Annotated in this window: 18 protein-coding genes and 1 pseudogene; 12 read left to right on the top strand and 7 right to left on the bottom strand. The window is 38.3% G+C overall.

Annotated elements, in window-relative coordinates:
- Positions 1–516: 516 nt before the first annotated feature.
- Complete coding sequence (locus tag L2D08_RS22865) at positions 517–1,434, top strand: LCP family glycopolymer transferase (protein ID WP_242237709.1); 918 nt, start codon at positions 517–519, stop codon at positions 1,432–1,434.
- A gap of 305 nt (positions 1,435–1,739) precedes the next feature.
- Positions 1,740–1,934, top strand: a complete 195-nt coding sequence (locus tag L2D08_RS22860; protein WP_242237707.1) for a hypothetical protein — start codon at positions 1,740–1,742, stop codon at positions 1,932–1,934.
- A gap of 319 nt (positions 1,935–2,253) precedes the next feature.
- Here L2D08_RS22860 and L2D08_RS22855 read toward each other — a convergent pair whose 3' ends face one another.
- Complete coding sequence (locus L2D08_RS22855; protein ID WP_242237704.1) at positions 2,254–2,526, bottom strand: molybdopterin dinucleotide binding domain-containing protein; 273 nt, start codon at positions 2,524–2,526, stop codon at positions 2,254–2,256.
- Positions 2,527–2,959: 433 nt separating this feature from the next.
- Positions 2,960–3,286 (bottom strand): MBL fold metallo-hydrolase, encoded by a 327-nt coding sequence (locus tag L2D08_RS24625; protein ID WP_375337637.1) that lies wholly within the window; start codon positions 3,284–3,286, stop codon positions 2,960–2,962.
- Here L2D08_RS24625 and L2D08_RS22850 point away from each other — a divergent pair.
- Together L2D08_RS22850 and L2D08_RS22845 are read left to right on the top strand one after the other, a co-directional pair.
- Positions 3,218–3,466, top strand: a complete 249-nt coding sequence (locus L2D08_RS22850; protein WP_242237702.1) for a hypothetical protein — start codon at positions 3,218–3,220, stop codon at positions 3,464–3,466. The two genes, L2D08_RS24625 and L2D08_RS22850, sit on opposite strands and share 69 nt — an antisense overlap.
- 253 nt (positions 3,467–3,719) lie before the next feature.
- Complete coding sequence (locus L2D08_RS22845; protein WP_242237701.1) at positions 3,720–3,965, top strand: hypothetical protein; 246 nt, start codon at positions 3,720–3,722, stop codon at positions 3,963–3,965.
- 491 nt (positions 3,966–4,456) lie between these two features.
- Here the strand turns inward: L2D08_RS22845 and L2D08_RS22840 are convergent, their stop codons facing one another.
- Complete coding sequence (locus L2D08_RS22840; RefSeq protein ID WP_242237699.1) at positions 4,457–4,702, bottom strand: hypothetical protein; 246 nt, start codon at positions 4,700–4,702, stop codon at positions 4,457–4,459.
- Between the two features lie 507 nt (positions 4,703–5,209).
- Between L2D08_RS22840 and L2D08_RS22835 the strand changes: the two genes are divergently transcribed.
- The 7 genes and pseudogenes from L2D08_RS22835 (at position 5,210) to L2D08_RS22805 (ending at position 8,625) form a co-directional block, all read left to right on the top strand.
- The gene (locus L2D08_RS22835) at positions 5,210–5,371 is read left to right on the top strand and encodes an XtrA/YqaO family protein (RefSeq protein WP_242237697.1); all 162 of its coding nucleotides are present in this window, start codon (positions 5,210–5,212) and stop codon (positions 5,369–5,371) included.
- Between the two features lie 493 nt (positions 5,372–5,864).
- Positions 5,865–6,056, top strand: coding sequence for a hypothetical protein (locus L2D08_RS22830; protein ID WP_242237695.1), 192 nt, complete (start codon positions 5,865–5,867; stop codon positions 6,054–6,056).
- A 158-nt stretch (positions 6,057–6,214) separates the two neighbouring features.
- Positions 6,215–6,355, top strand: coding sequence for a hypothetical protein (locus L2D08_RS22825; RefSeq protein ID WP_242237694.1), 141 nt, complete (start codon positions 6,215–6,217; stop codon positions 6,353–6,355).
- Complete coding sequence (locus L2D08_RS22820; RefSeq protein ID WP_242237691.1) at positions 6,352–6,591, top strand: hypothetical protein; 240 nt, start codon at positions 6,352–6,354, stop codon at positions 6,589–6,591. Before L2D08_RS22825 ends, L2D08_RS22820 begins: the two co-directional genes overlap by 4 nt.
- Before the next feature lie 574 nt (positions 6,592–7,165).
- Positions 7,166–7,421: pseudogene (locus tag L2D08_RS22815) on the top strand (phage terminase large subunit); the annotation flags it as partial.
- Between the two features lie 611 nt (positions 7,422–8,032).
- Positions 8,033–8,353: an IDEAL domain-containing protein gene (locus tag L2D08_RS22810; protein ID WP_242237690.1), complete on the top strand. Its 321-nt coding sequence runs from the start codon at positions 8,033–8,035 to the stop codon at positions 8,351–8,353.
- Complete coding sequence (locus L2D08_RS22805; RefSeq protein WP_242237688.1) at positions 8,332–8,625, top strand: hypothetical protein; 294 nt, start codon at positions 8,332–8,334, stop codon at positions 8,623–8,625. Before L2D08_RS22810 ends, L2D08_RS22805 begins: the two co-directional genes overlap by 22 nt.
- Before the next feature lie 1,062 nt (positions 8,626–9,687).
- On the opposite strand, the gene L2D08_RS22800 is transcribed toward L2D08_RS22805, so the two are convergent.
- Positions 9,688–9,813: a YjcZ family sporulation protein gene (locus L2D08_RS22800; protein WP_242237686.1), complete on the bottom strand. Its 126-nt coding sequence runs from the start codon at positions 9,811–9,813 to the stop codon at positions 9,688–9,690.
- 689 nt (positions 9,814–10,502) lie between these two features.
- On the opposite strand from L2D08_RS22800, the gene L2D08_RS22795 reads away from it, so the two are divergent.
- Positions 10,503–11,582, top strand: coding sequence for an HD-GYP domain-containing protein (locus L2D08_RS22795; RefSeq protein WP_242237684.1), 1,080 nt, complete (start codon positions 10,503–10,505; stop codon positions 11,580–11,582).
- 249 nt (positions 11,583–11,831) lie between these two features.
- Here L2D08_RS22795 and L2D08_RS22790 read toward each other — a convergent pair whose 3' ends face one another.
- From L2D08_RS22790 to L2D08_RS22780, 3 genes are all read right to left on the bottom strand, one after another.
- Positions 11,832–12,485: a 2OG-Fe(II) oxygenase gene (locus L2D08_RS22790; RefSeq protein ID WP_242237711.1), complete on the bottom strand. Its 654-nt coding sequence runs from the start codon at positions 12,483–12,485 to the stop codon at positions 11,832–11,834.
- 628 nt (positions 12,486–13,113) lie between these two features.
- The gene (locus tag L2D08_RS22785; RefSeq protein ID WP_242237682.1) at positions 13,114–13,332 is read right to left on the bottom strand and encodes a hypothetical protein; all 219 of its coding nucleotides are present in this window, start codon (positions 13,330–13,332) and stop codon (positions 13,114–13,116) included.
- A gap of 594 nt (positions 13,333–13,926) precedes the next feature.
- Positions 13,927–14,117 (bottom strand): transposase (locus L2D08_RS22780; protein WP_242237680.1); only part of this gene is annotated, 191 nt, incomplete at its 5' end.

The raw sequence follows: 14,117 nt of genomic DNA, 5'->3' as shown, positions 1-14,117 counted from the left end.
ACACGGCCGTTAAGCTCTTCAGCGCCGATGGTAGTTGGGGGTTTCCCCCTGCGAGAGCAGGACGCCGCCTGGCAAGACAAGACAACTTGAGAAATCAAGTTGTCTTTTTTGTTTTCGAAAAATATGTACTTTTTTGTTTGATCATTTTGTTGGCGAGTTTTCGCTTTCTATGTAGATAACTCGCTTTGATAAAATGGAAATCACCACTTTTCATTTGGAAAAAACGAGTTGTAAAGACAAACAAAGCTTTCAGTAGAAGTGTCTGTTCCCTGATAGTCTAAATGAAAATACTTGTACCAATAAGGAGCGGGTTGGTTAAATATAAATATTTAATTTTTTCAACTGCCCGTCTGTCATTATCACGGTTATGCTCATCCTCATATGCTGGATAGCTTTTTGTTCACCCTCTAGCCCTTTTCTTTTAAAAAGAAAGGAGTAATTTAAAAAAGAATGTTGTGAAAATCCTTTTCAAGGGCAAGCTATTCCCAATTCACATCTCATGAAGGGGTCGTGTCTGTGGGAAGAGGAGACAAGCGAAGAAAAAAGCGAAACAAAGGACGGTTTATATTAGGTTTCTTTTTGGTAGTACTCCTGGTTGGAGCAGGTTTGGCGTTTACGGTCTACCAGTCCCTTCAAAATACATTGGACGGGGAAGTGCTGCATTCAAACAAGCGGACGGAAGATGTCTCACTACAGAAAAAAGAAGCGTTTACCGTTCTTTTGCTTGGTGTGGATGAGCGCAAAGGGGATGTAGGCCGGTCGGATACCGTGCTGTTTTTGTCCGTAAACGGGGACAATAATACAGCGAAAATACTAAGCATTCCACGGGATACACGAGTAAAGATTATAGGAAAAGGAACAAAAGATAAAATCAACCACGCCTATGCATTTGGTGGTGTGAAAATGGCCGTGGAAACAGTGGAAAATTTTCTAGATATGCCGATCGATTATTATGTGGAAATGAATATGGAAGGCATGAAAGAACTTGTAGATGCTGTTGGCGGTGTGGAAGTGCAAAATGATTCCGCCTTTTCTTACGGAGGCGATCATTTTGTGGAAGGGCATATTACATTAAGCGGATCTGAAGCATTGAACTATATACGGATGCGTAAGGAAGATCCAAATGGTGACTTCGGCAGACAGGCACGGCAGCGTCAAGTAATGGAAGGCATCTTGGACAAAGGGAGTGACCCGGCTGTCATTTTGCAATTAACAGATGTCATGAAGGCGATTGGGGACAATGTTGAAACGAATTTATCGATCAGCGACATGCTCGCGATTCAAAAGAATTACACATCGGCTCGTAACCATATCCAAACCGTTACCATGGACGGTACTAGTACAAAAATTAGCGGCGTTTACTATTATGTGGTGGAGGATGAAGAAGTTGCACGTGTATCAAATGAGTTTAAAGAACATTTGAATTTGAAATAAAGAATCAGTTTGAAAAAACTGATTCTTTATTTCAATTAAGAAAGAAACTACATAAAATTCATGAGGATGAACGCTTTTTTATTTATACTGTGCATAAGCATAGCCACTCTACAGGGCAGGCCATGTTTTAAATCATTAAGAAGAATGACTTTTTGGATACTTCTCGCTCAGCATAGCAAGAAAGACCATAGAAAACGATGATATATCAAGTTTTTCCATGCTGTTTTTCCAATATTTTGAATACTATTTTTCATTATTGGTAATAGTAGTGGAAAGGAAAAAGCCATGCGAGGAGTGAAAAGCTATTGAATATAAATGATTATAAAATGATAGTAGTGGATAATGCAGCAGAGCTTAAAGACCGGATTACTTGTACGATTTTTATTATGGATGAAGAAAACACCAATGTGCTGTACACAGAAGGATTCCATGTGAAAACAAAAGAAGATAGAGACACATACGCTGAAAAAGTCAAATGGCGTTTTCTTCGCTGTATCTAAGCTTCCTTCTGTAGAAAGCGCTTTTACATAAATGTTACTTCAGGCAGCGAAATCCAGAAAGTGAAAAAAGCAATTTTCCTTTATAAAATAAGAGAAATCATTTTTACAAAGTTAAATTTTTTAACGATAGGGCATAAACGGTTTTAGCGAAATATTTATTTTGGCGTCTTTTGGGTCCTCGGCTGATAAGCCGTGCGTTTTGCAGTAAAATTCAGCTATTCATCAGCTGCCGCTTCGTGTTTTCTGTGTATTTTTTTAATTTTACACGCCGATTGTTTAAACGGTGGCTGCTTCGATAATAGATCTACAAAATCAGCTGTTAATTCATTGGCGGCTTCTTTTTTTCATCTGCAAAATGAAATGGGATAAACGCAAGGCCTGGCTGTAGAGCGTCACCCATTCTTACAGACACTTCCATCCATCCGCTCGGTGAAAAAAGGTGAACCAGCTCCCCAGGTATAAGCGGGTGCTTTTGGGCGTCTTCTGTGTGAATTTCCACATTCCATGCTGAGTAGCCATATGCAGATAAGGGGAACGTCCCGTTCTCGTTCGTGTATGCCAGTGCCAAACAAGCTGCCCAGTTGTCGGCCATAACGTAAATTCCTCATTTGGCTGTTCTGCCGGCGGAAGATAGTGGGTAGGGTGAAGAATGGCCCGTACATTTGCTTTTTTATCTTTAAACTTTTTTGTGTTAAGGATCGTTCTACAAATTAGTCCGATCCATAGCTTTGTGTGTAATCTGTATTTGTAGCAAACTAAAAGTCTGTATACAGTAATGGGGTACAAGGAAGTCTTCACTCAGTACAGGACAGCGCCGTTTAATGTGTTTCTCCAGTCTTTCATACGCCATCACGCTTAAACCACAAAGCCGTCCTTTTGAAATCTAAAGATGGCTGAAATGATCGGTTTTTCTGAGAAACTCCTCTGTATGAACTAAAACGTTTGAAAATCAGCACTGTTATGTCTTCATCTTTTTGCTTTCTTTCTTTATGGCTGTCATTCTACTGTTTCCTTTTTTATTCATGTTAGGTGTTCGCATATGCGCGTATTAGATTGTGGAGCTTGTCTTTTGCATTGGCACTGCATACCCCGCCGTGATAACAGATGACGGTATCAATTTCAAGATCTGAAAGTTTATCAAGTGAGCGATAAGCCATTTCTATATCTAATGTTGTGTGTTCGATGGGTCCACGTGATGTGCCTTCCGAACAAACAAGGGTATCTCCTGCAATTAGTATTAGTACCTTACTTTGTTTTATATAAAGGCAAAGGTAGCCAGGTGTATGGCTGGGCGTGTGAATGATGCGAATTCCACCGCAGTAAGGGCAGGGCTGGCTTTGGCTATTCAGCATGTAGCTCTTTCGTTGGTATTTGACGTCCCGGGTATGGCCTGGCTTTTTTTCGCTTTTAGTCCGCTTGCCCTGCCTCTTGACTTTATTTACATACGACTCAGCCGGCTGCTTCCGGTCGCGCTTGCTCACTTTGTGATGGACTTGCAGCTTGTGGTCCAGTTAGCACTGATGACGCAATAAGTGTGCTTAAAAGAAGATATGGTATCCTTTGAAGAAGCAGGCTGAAGCTGGTATGGCTTGAAAATAAATCATTTGAACCGAAAAGCTTGGCGCCCATTTAAGGGAGAGGACCTTAAATGAAGACCCTCTCTGGAAAGTAGCACGTTGAGCTTTAAAAAGGGAAAAAATGCGGAATCAATTTACCTTTGATCAGGGTACATAGTATTGCTGAAAAAATGAATACTACAGTTGAAAGTTAAAAGGGGTGATATTTATGGCCATGTGTCCTTTATGTAACTCATTAGCAGTATTAGAAATTAATTGTCCAAAATGTAATACTCAATTAGATGATTCAGGCAAGGTATCAGATTTTCTAGACCCGTACGGTCATTATAATGACGAAGAGACGGTAAAAATGGGTGATGGCTACCCCAACACAGCGAAAGATCAGATTTGTCCTCATTTAATGGTCTGTAACGAGTGCGGGTATGATGTGGTGAAGTTCATCCAGGAAAAATAACGGATTAGAATTGCTGGGATCCGCCAATACGTGAGGGTAAATGATTGAGTGCAGGAATGGTGAAAATAGTGCTAAGCAATTGACCCCATTAGATAAGTTTTGGTAAAGCTGTTAAGGGGTGAGATTAACCTGATTGAAGAGCCGGAAGAAGTTGAAAAGCTTTTGGGTGGTGAAATTAAGCTGGCCAGCTGCCATGTATAATCAACAGTTGGCTGCCCTGAAGGTAGTTTGGACCTTATCTTAAATGGCGGCCAATTCCGCCATTTGAGGTTGAGGTTTTTAATTTATTTTGTCCTGAGAAAAGGTTGAAAGATATAACAGAATTCTTCTGGAGCGAGTATCATTATTTTTTTACCACAAAATCAAGCAAGTGATCATATTCAATAGGAATTTTGTACAATAAATCAAATGTTTTATGATCAATAACGAGCAGGTTTCCTTGTTCTTCAGGAGAACCTGGCTTTGTGGCTTTTTAAATTTTAATAATGACATTAAATTAATCTGTCTATCTCTTTTCGCATGGCATCCCACTTTGCTTTATGTTTGGCTTTTGGAACGGAATAGTGTTTCTCGTATTTGCACATCCGGCAAGAACAGTGGATTTCACCTTTGCTTAATGTCCCGCGCGCAGGCATCCATTGGTCTTCCCTTAGTTGGACTTCCTTCAGGATAGAGCATTTCTTTTGAATGATTCTTTCCCGCTGGTGACGGGTGTACGCTTTGGATCGGTTTTTCATGTAGATCAGCTCCCTTGAAATATCCAGGCTTGCAAGGTGCTTCAAGGAATACTGTGGCACACCTTACAAGCATGGACTTAAGCTGATCAAATTGATTGATCTTTTCATATCCTTCTTCCTTTCATAGTGTCACAGTTCGCAGGATCCGGACACGGAAAAAACAGCCAGAGGAGGGGCTCTGACTGCAGAATGACTTCGATCCTTAGGAGTTGGATTTAAAATTAACAGAATAATCAGCAGTGTGTCCGTTATGTACAGGATGAAGGAAGGGCTAACCTGCTTCCTTCTTCCCGTATGAAGTATATGTTTTGTTTTGATTAGTAATGCAAAAAAGCCAGGCGGGAACCTGGCTGGGGGAATGGTTTTACTCATGGGAATTGGATTCCGAACGAACAATGCTAGTATAGGCCATTAAAGAAAAATTTATACAAAAAAGCTGAGAACGAGTCCACGGCTCTTGAAATATTACTCGCACTTCTATTTTAACAGGCCAGGGGCTTTTCATCTATGAAAGACATTAAAATTGATCCTTCTACAATGAAGCTGGAATTGGATATAATGGAAATAACGAAAGCATGTGTGGTTGTGATTTGTGATGGGAATGTAAAGATCAGAGAGCTGCCTCCATATGGGGAATACAAGATCGCCACGCACCAGGCGAAACCTTGAAAGTAAATATTTCGTTTGCTGGATTTAGAACGTTGATAACAGCGGGAGAAAATAGAATCAAAAATACATTCGGTTCTTTTATAGCAGCAGAGTTCACACTTGCTTACTGAATAAATTTTTAGTTTGTAATGTTCATGCTTGCAAATATCCTACAAAGAAGGAAGCGCTCATTGATGCTGGTGGGTGCTTTTTCTTTATGCTGAAATACGGCTTAAGCAGAGAAAAGAACATAGACGGTGAGAGAATGGGGGAAGCCAAAAATCGAAAGAGGAAAAGTAAACAGAGTGAGACATCCGTGAGCTGATGGTTCCAAAAAGACCCGCCTGTAAACAGGTGAAAGGTCGGATTAGGCAGAAATAAAACAGAAACTAGGTGTAACATAGCAAAGGTAGTAAAACTGTTTAATGGGCAGGGGCGCTCTAGCTGTATTTCATATATGTAAATAAAGGTATTTGACTTCTTTTGTGGTATGGTAAGGCAAAGGAGGTAGACAATGAAAACATATAGACTGACTTTTGTTTTTTCATCTGGAAAAGAACTTGTTCAAGAAGTAAAGGCCGATTCGCCCGAAAATGCATTAAGGTCCATAAAAGATGGAGAAGTTTACACGTTTGTTGATAAAGACGACGCGCTCATCCAAGCAAATATGGAGAATGTCGATTATGTAAAAGTGAAGGAATATTAATATAGCAGAATTCAAGCATCCTACGGGATGCTATTTTTATGTTCAAACACGCAAAGTAATGTTGAAGAGGAAAATTAGCTTCTTTTGTCGAATGTAAGGGGAAAGGAGATGTTCTTATAAAAATTAAAGTCAGTTATTATACCTTAGACTGTGATGGGATGCCAGAAGGACGTCAACTTTACGAACGAGTAGAGATTGATCCAGGCTCAAGTGAAAGTGTAAGTGCGTTGGTTAAGGAAGCATTGATCAAAAAGCTGGCTACGAATAAAGACAAATCAAAAATTATGAGTATGACATGAATTTTAATTTCGTTTTTTATAGGCATCCTGAGGGATGTTTTTTTCTTTGCTTAAAACAATCTCGGAGGTGTTGGTATGGTGAAGCGGAAAACTGGGATGATATCAAAACAGAGTGGGAAACAACCAAGATCACGCTTGCTGCATTAGCAGAAAATCATGATCTAAAACTAGGTATCCTAAAAAACCGTGAAGGCTGGTTGAGAGATCTAACGAAAAAGGTTGCAACCATCAAGTAAAGGGATGCGACCAGGAAAAAGGGTGCGCCTATTGGTAGTTCTAATGGCAAGGAAAATCGGGGAAATAAACACGCATCTCCTCCGAAACGAAACTTTAATGCTCTGAAACATGGCTTTTACGCAAGGTATCTTCCAGAAGAGTTTTTTAAAAATAATGGATGAAGTGAGACAGGCAGATTCGATTGATTTAATTTGGGATCAAATAGTTATTTAATATACGGCTATCATCCGTGCTCAAAGAATAATGGGGGTTTCCAGTGGTAACAATAATCATCTAGAAGAAGAATCAGGAAGCAGTTGGAGAGATGCTGGAGGCAGTGAGTCACACAAAGTGTCCTTTGCTTATGAACAGTAAACAGTATTATGCCTATTTAAGCGCGTAATCTCGGGCTATGGAAGAGCGTCGCAACCCGTTCGTTTGATGAACAGGCACATATTCACGGCGAGCGTTGATTAAAGCTTGAAGGGATGCCAAACCGCTATTGCCAAGTCGAAAGCCGAGGTAGAGAAGCTGACCAGCAATAACGATGATGATCCAACTGGAAATTGTCATTAAAAGAAAAGGTGAGGTTATATGACCGCGATTGAAAAAGAAGAAAATCCACACTTTGATGATTTCCTTATTGAATGGTCTACAAAATTTCACTTTCTTGTCGGCGGCTACGGTTCTGGCAAAAGCTATCATATTACATTGAAAACCATTTTAAAGCTCTTGTTTGAAAAATGAACAGCTCTTTTTGTGTGTGAAGTATACGACACACGGGAATTTCACTTTTTCTTTGCTGAAAGAACTGGTCATTGATTTGGAGCTTGATGGCCGAGTTAAATGCATGGGTCTCCTATGCAGATCCGCTTCCCCTTGTACAGATTCTTCCTCAAGTTCTTCGAAAGAATGGTCATAAACATTCAAAACCATTTGTGGAGTATCCCAGATAGAATGAAAAATAGAAATGATTTATTAAGAAGGAGCTTGTCACCTAACAAGACGTCTAAAAGCTGCTTGTAAAGGTGTATACCATGGAGAATCAACATATATACACATATACAAGTAAATGTAAGAAGGGAAATCAGCTGCCGAATTGGGGAGAAGGAATGCTGCGGGAAGTGAAAGACAGGCAAGACAGCGCTATTGGGCTAGTTGGGGAGGGGTGCCCCTCTTCTTATCCCATCTGTAAGCTTTGTATTCCAAGGAGTCACGCTTGCTGGCCTCCTTTAATCCAGACACTTCTGGCATCAAATCACGATGATGTTACCAGTTAAGGATATGTATGCTTTGTAGTTCGGAATTTGGAAGCGGAAATTCATTGCGAGCGTTATATGTGGGTTTGTGAACATAAATCAGCACCACCTTAAAAAATATTATCATATGTTTGTGACTTAGAATGAATAAATTCAGATAAAAAGAGAAATAAAGAAAGTAAGAAAACTGGAGGTGAAAGCTTTGTTAAAAATTGGAGATTGGAAAGCAGTCAAAATTGGTGGTATGACAGCCGTTGGATATGTAAGCAACATCATTAATTTTAGCTGGCACAGTCAACGAGTTGAGTTAACAAAAGTGATTTGGGTTAAGGACAATAAATACCTTTTAAAAAAACCATCACCAGGCATCTTCACAGAAGAGCAGCTGGAGCCGATCGGCGATTTTTGGGACAAGCACCAGGATAAATCAACATTAATTGACCTAGCTTTAAAAACAGGTGACAAAGAATGGTTCAAAGAACTGACGGGAGAAAAACAGAAATGTCATACCGTAGAGCAGTAATTAAGCAGCAATGGACCCCGGAAGAAGTGGAAGCATATTGCAGAAAATTTGAAGCGAAACGCCCGGCATACGTAAGAGAAGCTGATAAACGGGTAGGTAGTAGGTTTTCTTCAAGAGGAAAACGGTTGATCAATTCAAAAGGGAACTTGAGTAAAGCCCAGTATGAAAAGTTTGTTTCAAAAGGATTAAGCGATGAGCATATTTTAGCGAAGTATGAGAATTTAACACAGGAAATACTGGATGTAGAAAAGAAACGATGGAAAATTCAATAAAACTGAGAAACATTTCTCCCGGGTTATCAAGCTTGTACCACAGGGGGGTGGATGGCTTGATCATACTTATTATCCTTTACTATGGATACGCTGGTGGTAAAAAACACCCAGTGTTGTTCTGGCTGTACAGCTTTATGGATTATCGAATGAGAAAATCAGCGTTTTTACATGCCAAATATGTTGGAAAAGTTCAGGGAGTTGTATAAAAAATAAAAAAAGCGCCAGAAGCGCTTTAATAAAAGTATGTATCTTTCTCTTTAAGTTTAGGGCTAATGTTTTGTGACTGTTTATACTCGAGTGTTGAAAACCTTTCAGATTTTATTAGTCTCAAAATAATTGGATAAATAAGAATGAGCTCTAAAATCGTTAGAAATATCCACAAAGTCAATTCGTTTGAAGACATATAAAGAAAACCTCCACAAAATAAATATTGTGATTTTATCAAAATTAAAATACCCAGTTTAGTGAAAAATAAACGATTTTTTATGCGGAAAATGAGAACTAAAATAGCGTGTTTTCAGGAATAAAACTTTGATTAGAATGGAAGAGGAGTAAATAAAAAAAGCCATGTCGCGGAGCAGTCGCTAAACAGCAATGAACATCAGAAGAGATACAAGCTTATTGTAAAGGAAAGTTTGAATCAAAAAGGCTGATTTAAGTGAAAAAAGCGGGCCAGGATAATGCTTTTCGTTTTTCAAAAAACAGTGAATGAAAAAGAAATAACCGACCCAATAAGCAACAATGCGAGTGTGCCTAAACAAGATCCTGCTGAAGCAAGAAATGGATTAAGGGTTATCCTTAGCTGCCATCTGGCTGGCTGCATGAAGCAAAGAAGCGGTGGGGATTTTTATAAAAACAGTCCAGACTGAAGGAAAGGCAATGAGTTGAGGTTCCCATAGGAATCAATTAACTTATTACTATTTATAAAAAATTTGAACAAAAAAAGACTGTATTATTTAATACAGTCAACCGTATATCAAATAGGGAGCTAAAGAAGGAAGCGGGGGAACAGCTGAAAAGCCGGACTAACTCAAAAATGTTTTACATACTAGTGTTGGACACTTAGCAGTATCCGCCACCACCATATTCGCCTCCAACATAAGAGACACCGATAATGATTAAAAGAATAAACAAAACAACAATTAGTGCAAAGCCAGATCCGTACCCACCATTGTTTTCACAGCTCACGATTATCACCTCCCACTTTTACATAGTATGGGGGAGGTTAAGGAAAGACTGTATAAATGACCATATTATAACAAAAAGTTTTATTTTTAGAAAAGCAAAAGGTGATAATACGAATTCGACAGGATATAAAGGCTTACGAAAAAAGATCTTTTCTTTTTATATAAAATAAAACATGTTTTTTAAGAAAAGTATGAAGATGAATTTATTAATGGATAAATGAGATGGTTTTTATTGCGAAATTAACAATGTGCAAAATTCAAATAATGAAATCAAAATAGCATTTAACGCATGGTGAGACACAACTCCTTCAAAATAACCTCTTGTTACACTATTAGGCCATTAATGGTGAAAAAATAAAGACTGACAAATATAATCCTCGGACCTCTTCAGCTACATTAAAGATTTTGATGGAGCATTTTAATTTGCTTTGAATGTAGTACAGCCTTTATAGGTTTGGCTTCCTTCGAAAGGCAGGTGCATAACGATGACAACAAACAAAAACAAGGTTTAAGGTATCCTCATAATATTCATAGAACTACCGGAAATAAAGCTGGTGCAAATTCTTCCGTGCCAGATTGTTATTGTACTTTATATCATCTGAAAAATGGTGGCTCATTCTAGGGTAAACTTTTCCCAAATGGAAAGAGAACCAAGTTAATTATTGAACATTTAATGGAAGATGTCGAAATTTGGCGGAAACTAAAATCGTTTACAGTGAAGGTAACCCTTTGTTTTCAAAGGAATTTATTATAAAGTTATCATGGGAAATATTTCTTTATAAGAAAATCTTAAGGTGTGATGATTTGGAATTAAAATACACTCAATTGTGTAATTTGCTGGGTGGAAGAATACCTTCATTGGATAATCTGCTGTTTTTTCGGCTTCTTTTTTTGATATCTTTTTGTGCCACTATATTAATTACAAATTGGATAAGTGAATTTAATTCTTTGTACATTTTAACTGTTATTTTTTTAGGGCTTGGTTTTTCAGAGAAATCACGACTTTTTATATTCTTTTCTTGTTGCTCTGTAGTTTTTACTCGTACTTTTTTAAATGACGAGTTTGTCAATATTACAGCTGTTTTGGTCCGCCTTTGTGTTTATTTGGCTGTGACGTTTATTTCATCTGAGGTTATAAAAAAATATTATGAAATAAAGCACCATCAGACTGAGCTGGTTTTTACTTTGGCCAAGTCGTTGGATTTACGGGATTCATATACAGCAAATCATTCCGAAAAAGCAGCGGACTATGCCTTGAAAATTGCAAAGGAAATGGAATTACCTAAAAAACAGTGTGAGGCAATTTATATCGGGGGCTTATTACATGACATTGGCAAAATTGGTGTTCCAGAAGTTGTTTTGTTGAAGCCTTCAAGGTTAACGGATGATGAATTTGAATTCATTAAACTGCACCCAACAATAGGATACGAAACACTAAAGCATATTTCCGATTTCAAAAGAAACGGTGTTCTCGACATGGTGTTGTATCATCATGAGCGATACGATGGAAATGGGTATCCCCACGGTTTGAAAAAAGAAGAGATCCCCCTGGCAGCACGCATTTTGGCTGTCGCAGATTCTTTTGATGCCATGACAACAAAGCGGGTCTACAAACCAATCATGGATTTAAACTATGCAATGGGGGAGATTGAAAAGAATATAGGGAGTCAGTTCGATCCTCAAGCTGCAAAAGCGTTTCTAGCCATTTTGGAAAGAGAGGGAATGGGGATATTTGAGAAGAAACAGCCTGGTTTTCGAAAAATTATATAATTTAAGTTGTATTAGTCCCATTACTTATGCGGCTTTTTTATCCCCTGATCCTTAAATCGATTTTGCTAACGGGTCAAATAGGCGACCTCTTTGAAGAGGGGTTCGAGTATGGAAACGAAGATTACGAATTAGAGGGTTCTAGCGGATCAGAAGCCATTTTTGATTTTTTCAACGGCAGCCGATGGTTGGGTGGAATGAATATTCCTTTAAAAAGCCAAGCTTTGATTAATCAAAGCTTGGTTTTCCTCTTTATCTTAACGTCTGCCTTCTCATCCACTGTGTAGCAATCCATTTTTCTCCCCTGATAACGGGTGCTCCACCGTGCAAGGTAAGTTCGTTTATGCTTTTATCGTTATAAAAGTATTCAAAGTAGACCGCCATTCCTTTTTGTGGAGAAACAGAAAAATTAAGTTTAGGGAAAAAGGTTTCTCCGCCTTGTTCTACATCGTTTAAGTACAAAACGAGGGTACTGATTCTATTGTTTTTCGCTGCAGCACTTGTTGGGGCAAAAAAATCAAAATGCGCTTTGTACTCTTGGCCGGGAGTATATTTTAAAACGTGAAGGCCATCTCCATGTTCAATGGGTATATTCATAATCGAGGACAGTCTTTTTTCAACTTTTTTAATGATATCGCTTTCACTTCCTTGGAAAAACATTCCGCTGCTTGTCCTCATTTCATTTACTTCATGTGAAGCCCCAATTTTTGATCGCTGCATTTTGTCTTTTGACAAGTTGATCAGCTCGTTGCATTCTTCATCGCTCAATACATTTCCTAAAACGACAATGAGCGGTTCCTCAAATCGTGCAACGATCTTAATTTCTCTATCTTCGGTTTGAATAAGATTTCCTGTGTGGCTAAAAATGGTTTGTTCTTTTATGGTTGCTTGGTTATTATCCATGATCACCGTTCAACAGCCCCTTAAAAAGTTAATATTTACTTTAGTGATAGGTATTTGGATAAGCGTTTACTATAAGAATTATATCATGAATTTAGTTTGAATGATTGATTTAGTATAATGAGAACAATATAAACCTTTTATTTCCAATTAAGTGAAAAATGGTGAAAAGGATGCAAAGCTTACTTTAAAAGAAGGAGATTGTTTCTTGTTTGGGAGAGTAGTGCTAAAGGAATACATAAAAAAAATCCCTTAAAGGGATTTTATCAAATGAATCAGGAATCCTGCTTATAAAAAGTGATAAATTCCTGGATAGAATGTAGAATTCCCTCAGCTTGAATGGTAAAAAGCGATAAAGCCGATAAAGAGAAAAAAGCTACAGGGATTAAGCGAAGCCAGTGCATTTTTATCCCCTCCATTTCTAGGTAATGGAAGGATCATACTTCTGAACTTTAAACTTATCAAGTTTAAAGAATCAACATCGGTTGTGTTCTTTTACTTACGATGGGAACACCTTGCTATAGCAGATTATAAAAACGGGTAAACCTATATAATGCTTTGGCTGCCTGCTCAGTATGAAGGGATCCGACGAAAGAGGCTGTAAATCAAATCATTTTTTACTAGGGGATAAAATCTAATTGAGCAATTTATCAATCACGGTTGCTGCTTCTTCAATACTTTTATACTGCTTAATTGACTGGGTTTCATAAAGTGTCAACTGGATGATAGAAGTATCTTTTAAGCAGCAAACTGAAGCAATTGGCTGCTCATCCTTTTCGAAAGTATGGGTAATATTGATGGTGTTAAAAGAACACAATGTTTCTAGCAAATCCTGCAGGCTATTTAATGACAATGTTAATTCTCCTCTCTAGTTCTAACCTTCGCAAAAGCACAAGGAAAGAGGCTGGTGAAAGTCTAAGTTGATTAATGATCGTTGCATTTTTAATCGGATAAGTGTTTGCTTATTCAAAATGCATATACCCCTTTTTCGAAGAATTTATGACTATAAACAAAAAAATTAAAAAATGACCAAAGAGGTAAACCTTAATATATCCTTCAAGGCAAATAAATAAATGTAATACAGATTCTCTTGCTCATACATCCATGTTTGTTTTTAAAAGGAAGTAAATTTCCGCGCGAGGACACAAATAAACACAGTGGGCCCAATGAACTCACTGAAAAACCAATTCGTTACGGGAGCTAAATGAAAAGCTAACCATACTAACATATGCCATAAAACAACAGGATAGACCAATAAATAGAGATTTAATCCGAAGGGAGAATAATTAAATGAATTTTCATTTTGAGCTGTAATGATATCATGGATCAATCTTTTTGAACTACCACCCACTTACCTGACGGTTGAAGTGGGGGATTCCTGGGCAAGAGGATCTTCGACCCCCAGTAATCAGGCTAACCCCGTATTCCAACGGTTTTATGACCAAGCTTAACTAGACTGAAGTGAAAGAAGTCGAAGGGCTTCTTTTTTAATATTCAGGCTCGCATTTAGGTCCCGGTCGTGACACACACCGCAGGACGGGCATTCCCACACCCGGACAGAGAGACTTTTTACATCCTTATGCTGGTGGCCACACCCGGAACAGAGCTGGCTTGATGGGAAGAACGGATCGACTTTTA

Source organism: Domibacillus sp. PGB-M46 (assembly GCF_022668875.1).
Taxonomy (GTDB): domain Bacteria; phylum Bacillota; class Bacilli; order Bacillales; family Domibacillaceae; genus Domibacillus.
Note: the sequence above shows the minus strand (reverse complement) of the source record. Positions and strands in the feature narration are given on the sequence as shown.

Coding starts and splice junctions, on each gene's coding strand:
- L2D08_RS22820 (WP_242237691.1), top strand. CDS start 6,352: ATGAATTTTAATTTCGTTTTTTATAGGCATCCTGAGGGATGTTTTTTT.
- L2D08_RS22825 (WP_242237694.1), top strand. CDS start 6,215: ATGCCAGAAGGACGTCAACTTTACGAACGAGTAGAGATTGATCCAGGC.
- L2D08_RS22805 (WP_242237688.1), top strand. CDS start 8,332: ATGTCATACCGTAGAGCAGTAATTAAGCAGCAATGGACCCCGGAAGAA.
- L2D08_RS22835 (WP_242237697.1), top strand. CDS start 5,210: ATGAAAGACATTAAAATTGATCCTTCTACAATGAAGCTGGAATTGGAT.
- L2D08_RS22855 (WP_242237704.1), bottom strand. CDS start 2,526: ATGGCCGACAACTGGGCAGCTTGTTTGGCACTGGCATACACGAACGAG.
- L2D08_RS22850 (WP_242237702.1), top strand. CDS start 3,218: ATGGCTGGGCGTGTGAATGATGCGAATTCCACCGCAGTAAGGGCAGGG.
- L2D08_RS24625 (WP_375337637.1), bottom strand. CDS start 3,286: ATGCTGAATAGCCAAAGCCAGCCCTGCCCTTACTGCGGTGGAATTCGC.
- L2D08_RS22845 (WP_242237701.1), top strand. CDS start 3,720: ATGGCCATGTGTCCTTTATGTAACTCATTAGCAGTATTAGAAATTAAT.
- L2D08_RS22840 (WP_242237699.1), bottom strand. CDS start 4,702: ATGAAAAACCGATCCAAAGCGTACACCCGTCACCAGCGGGAAAGAATC.
- L2D08_RS22830 (WP_242237695.1), top strand. CDS start 5,865: ATGAAAACATATAGACTGACTTTTGTTTTTTCATCTGGAAAAGAACTT.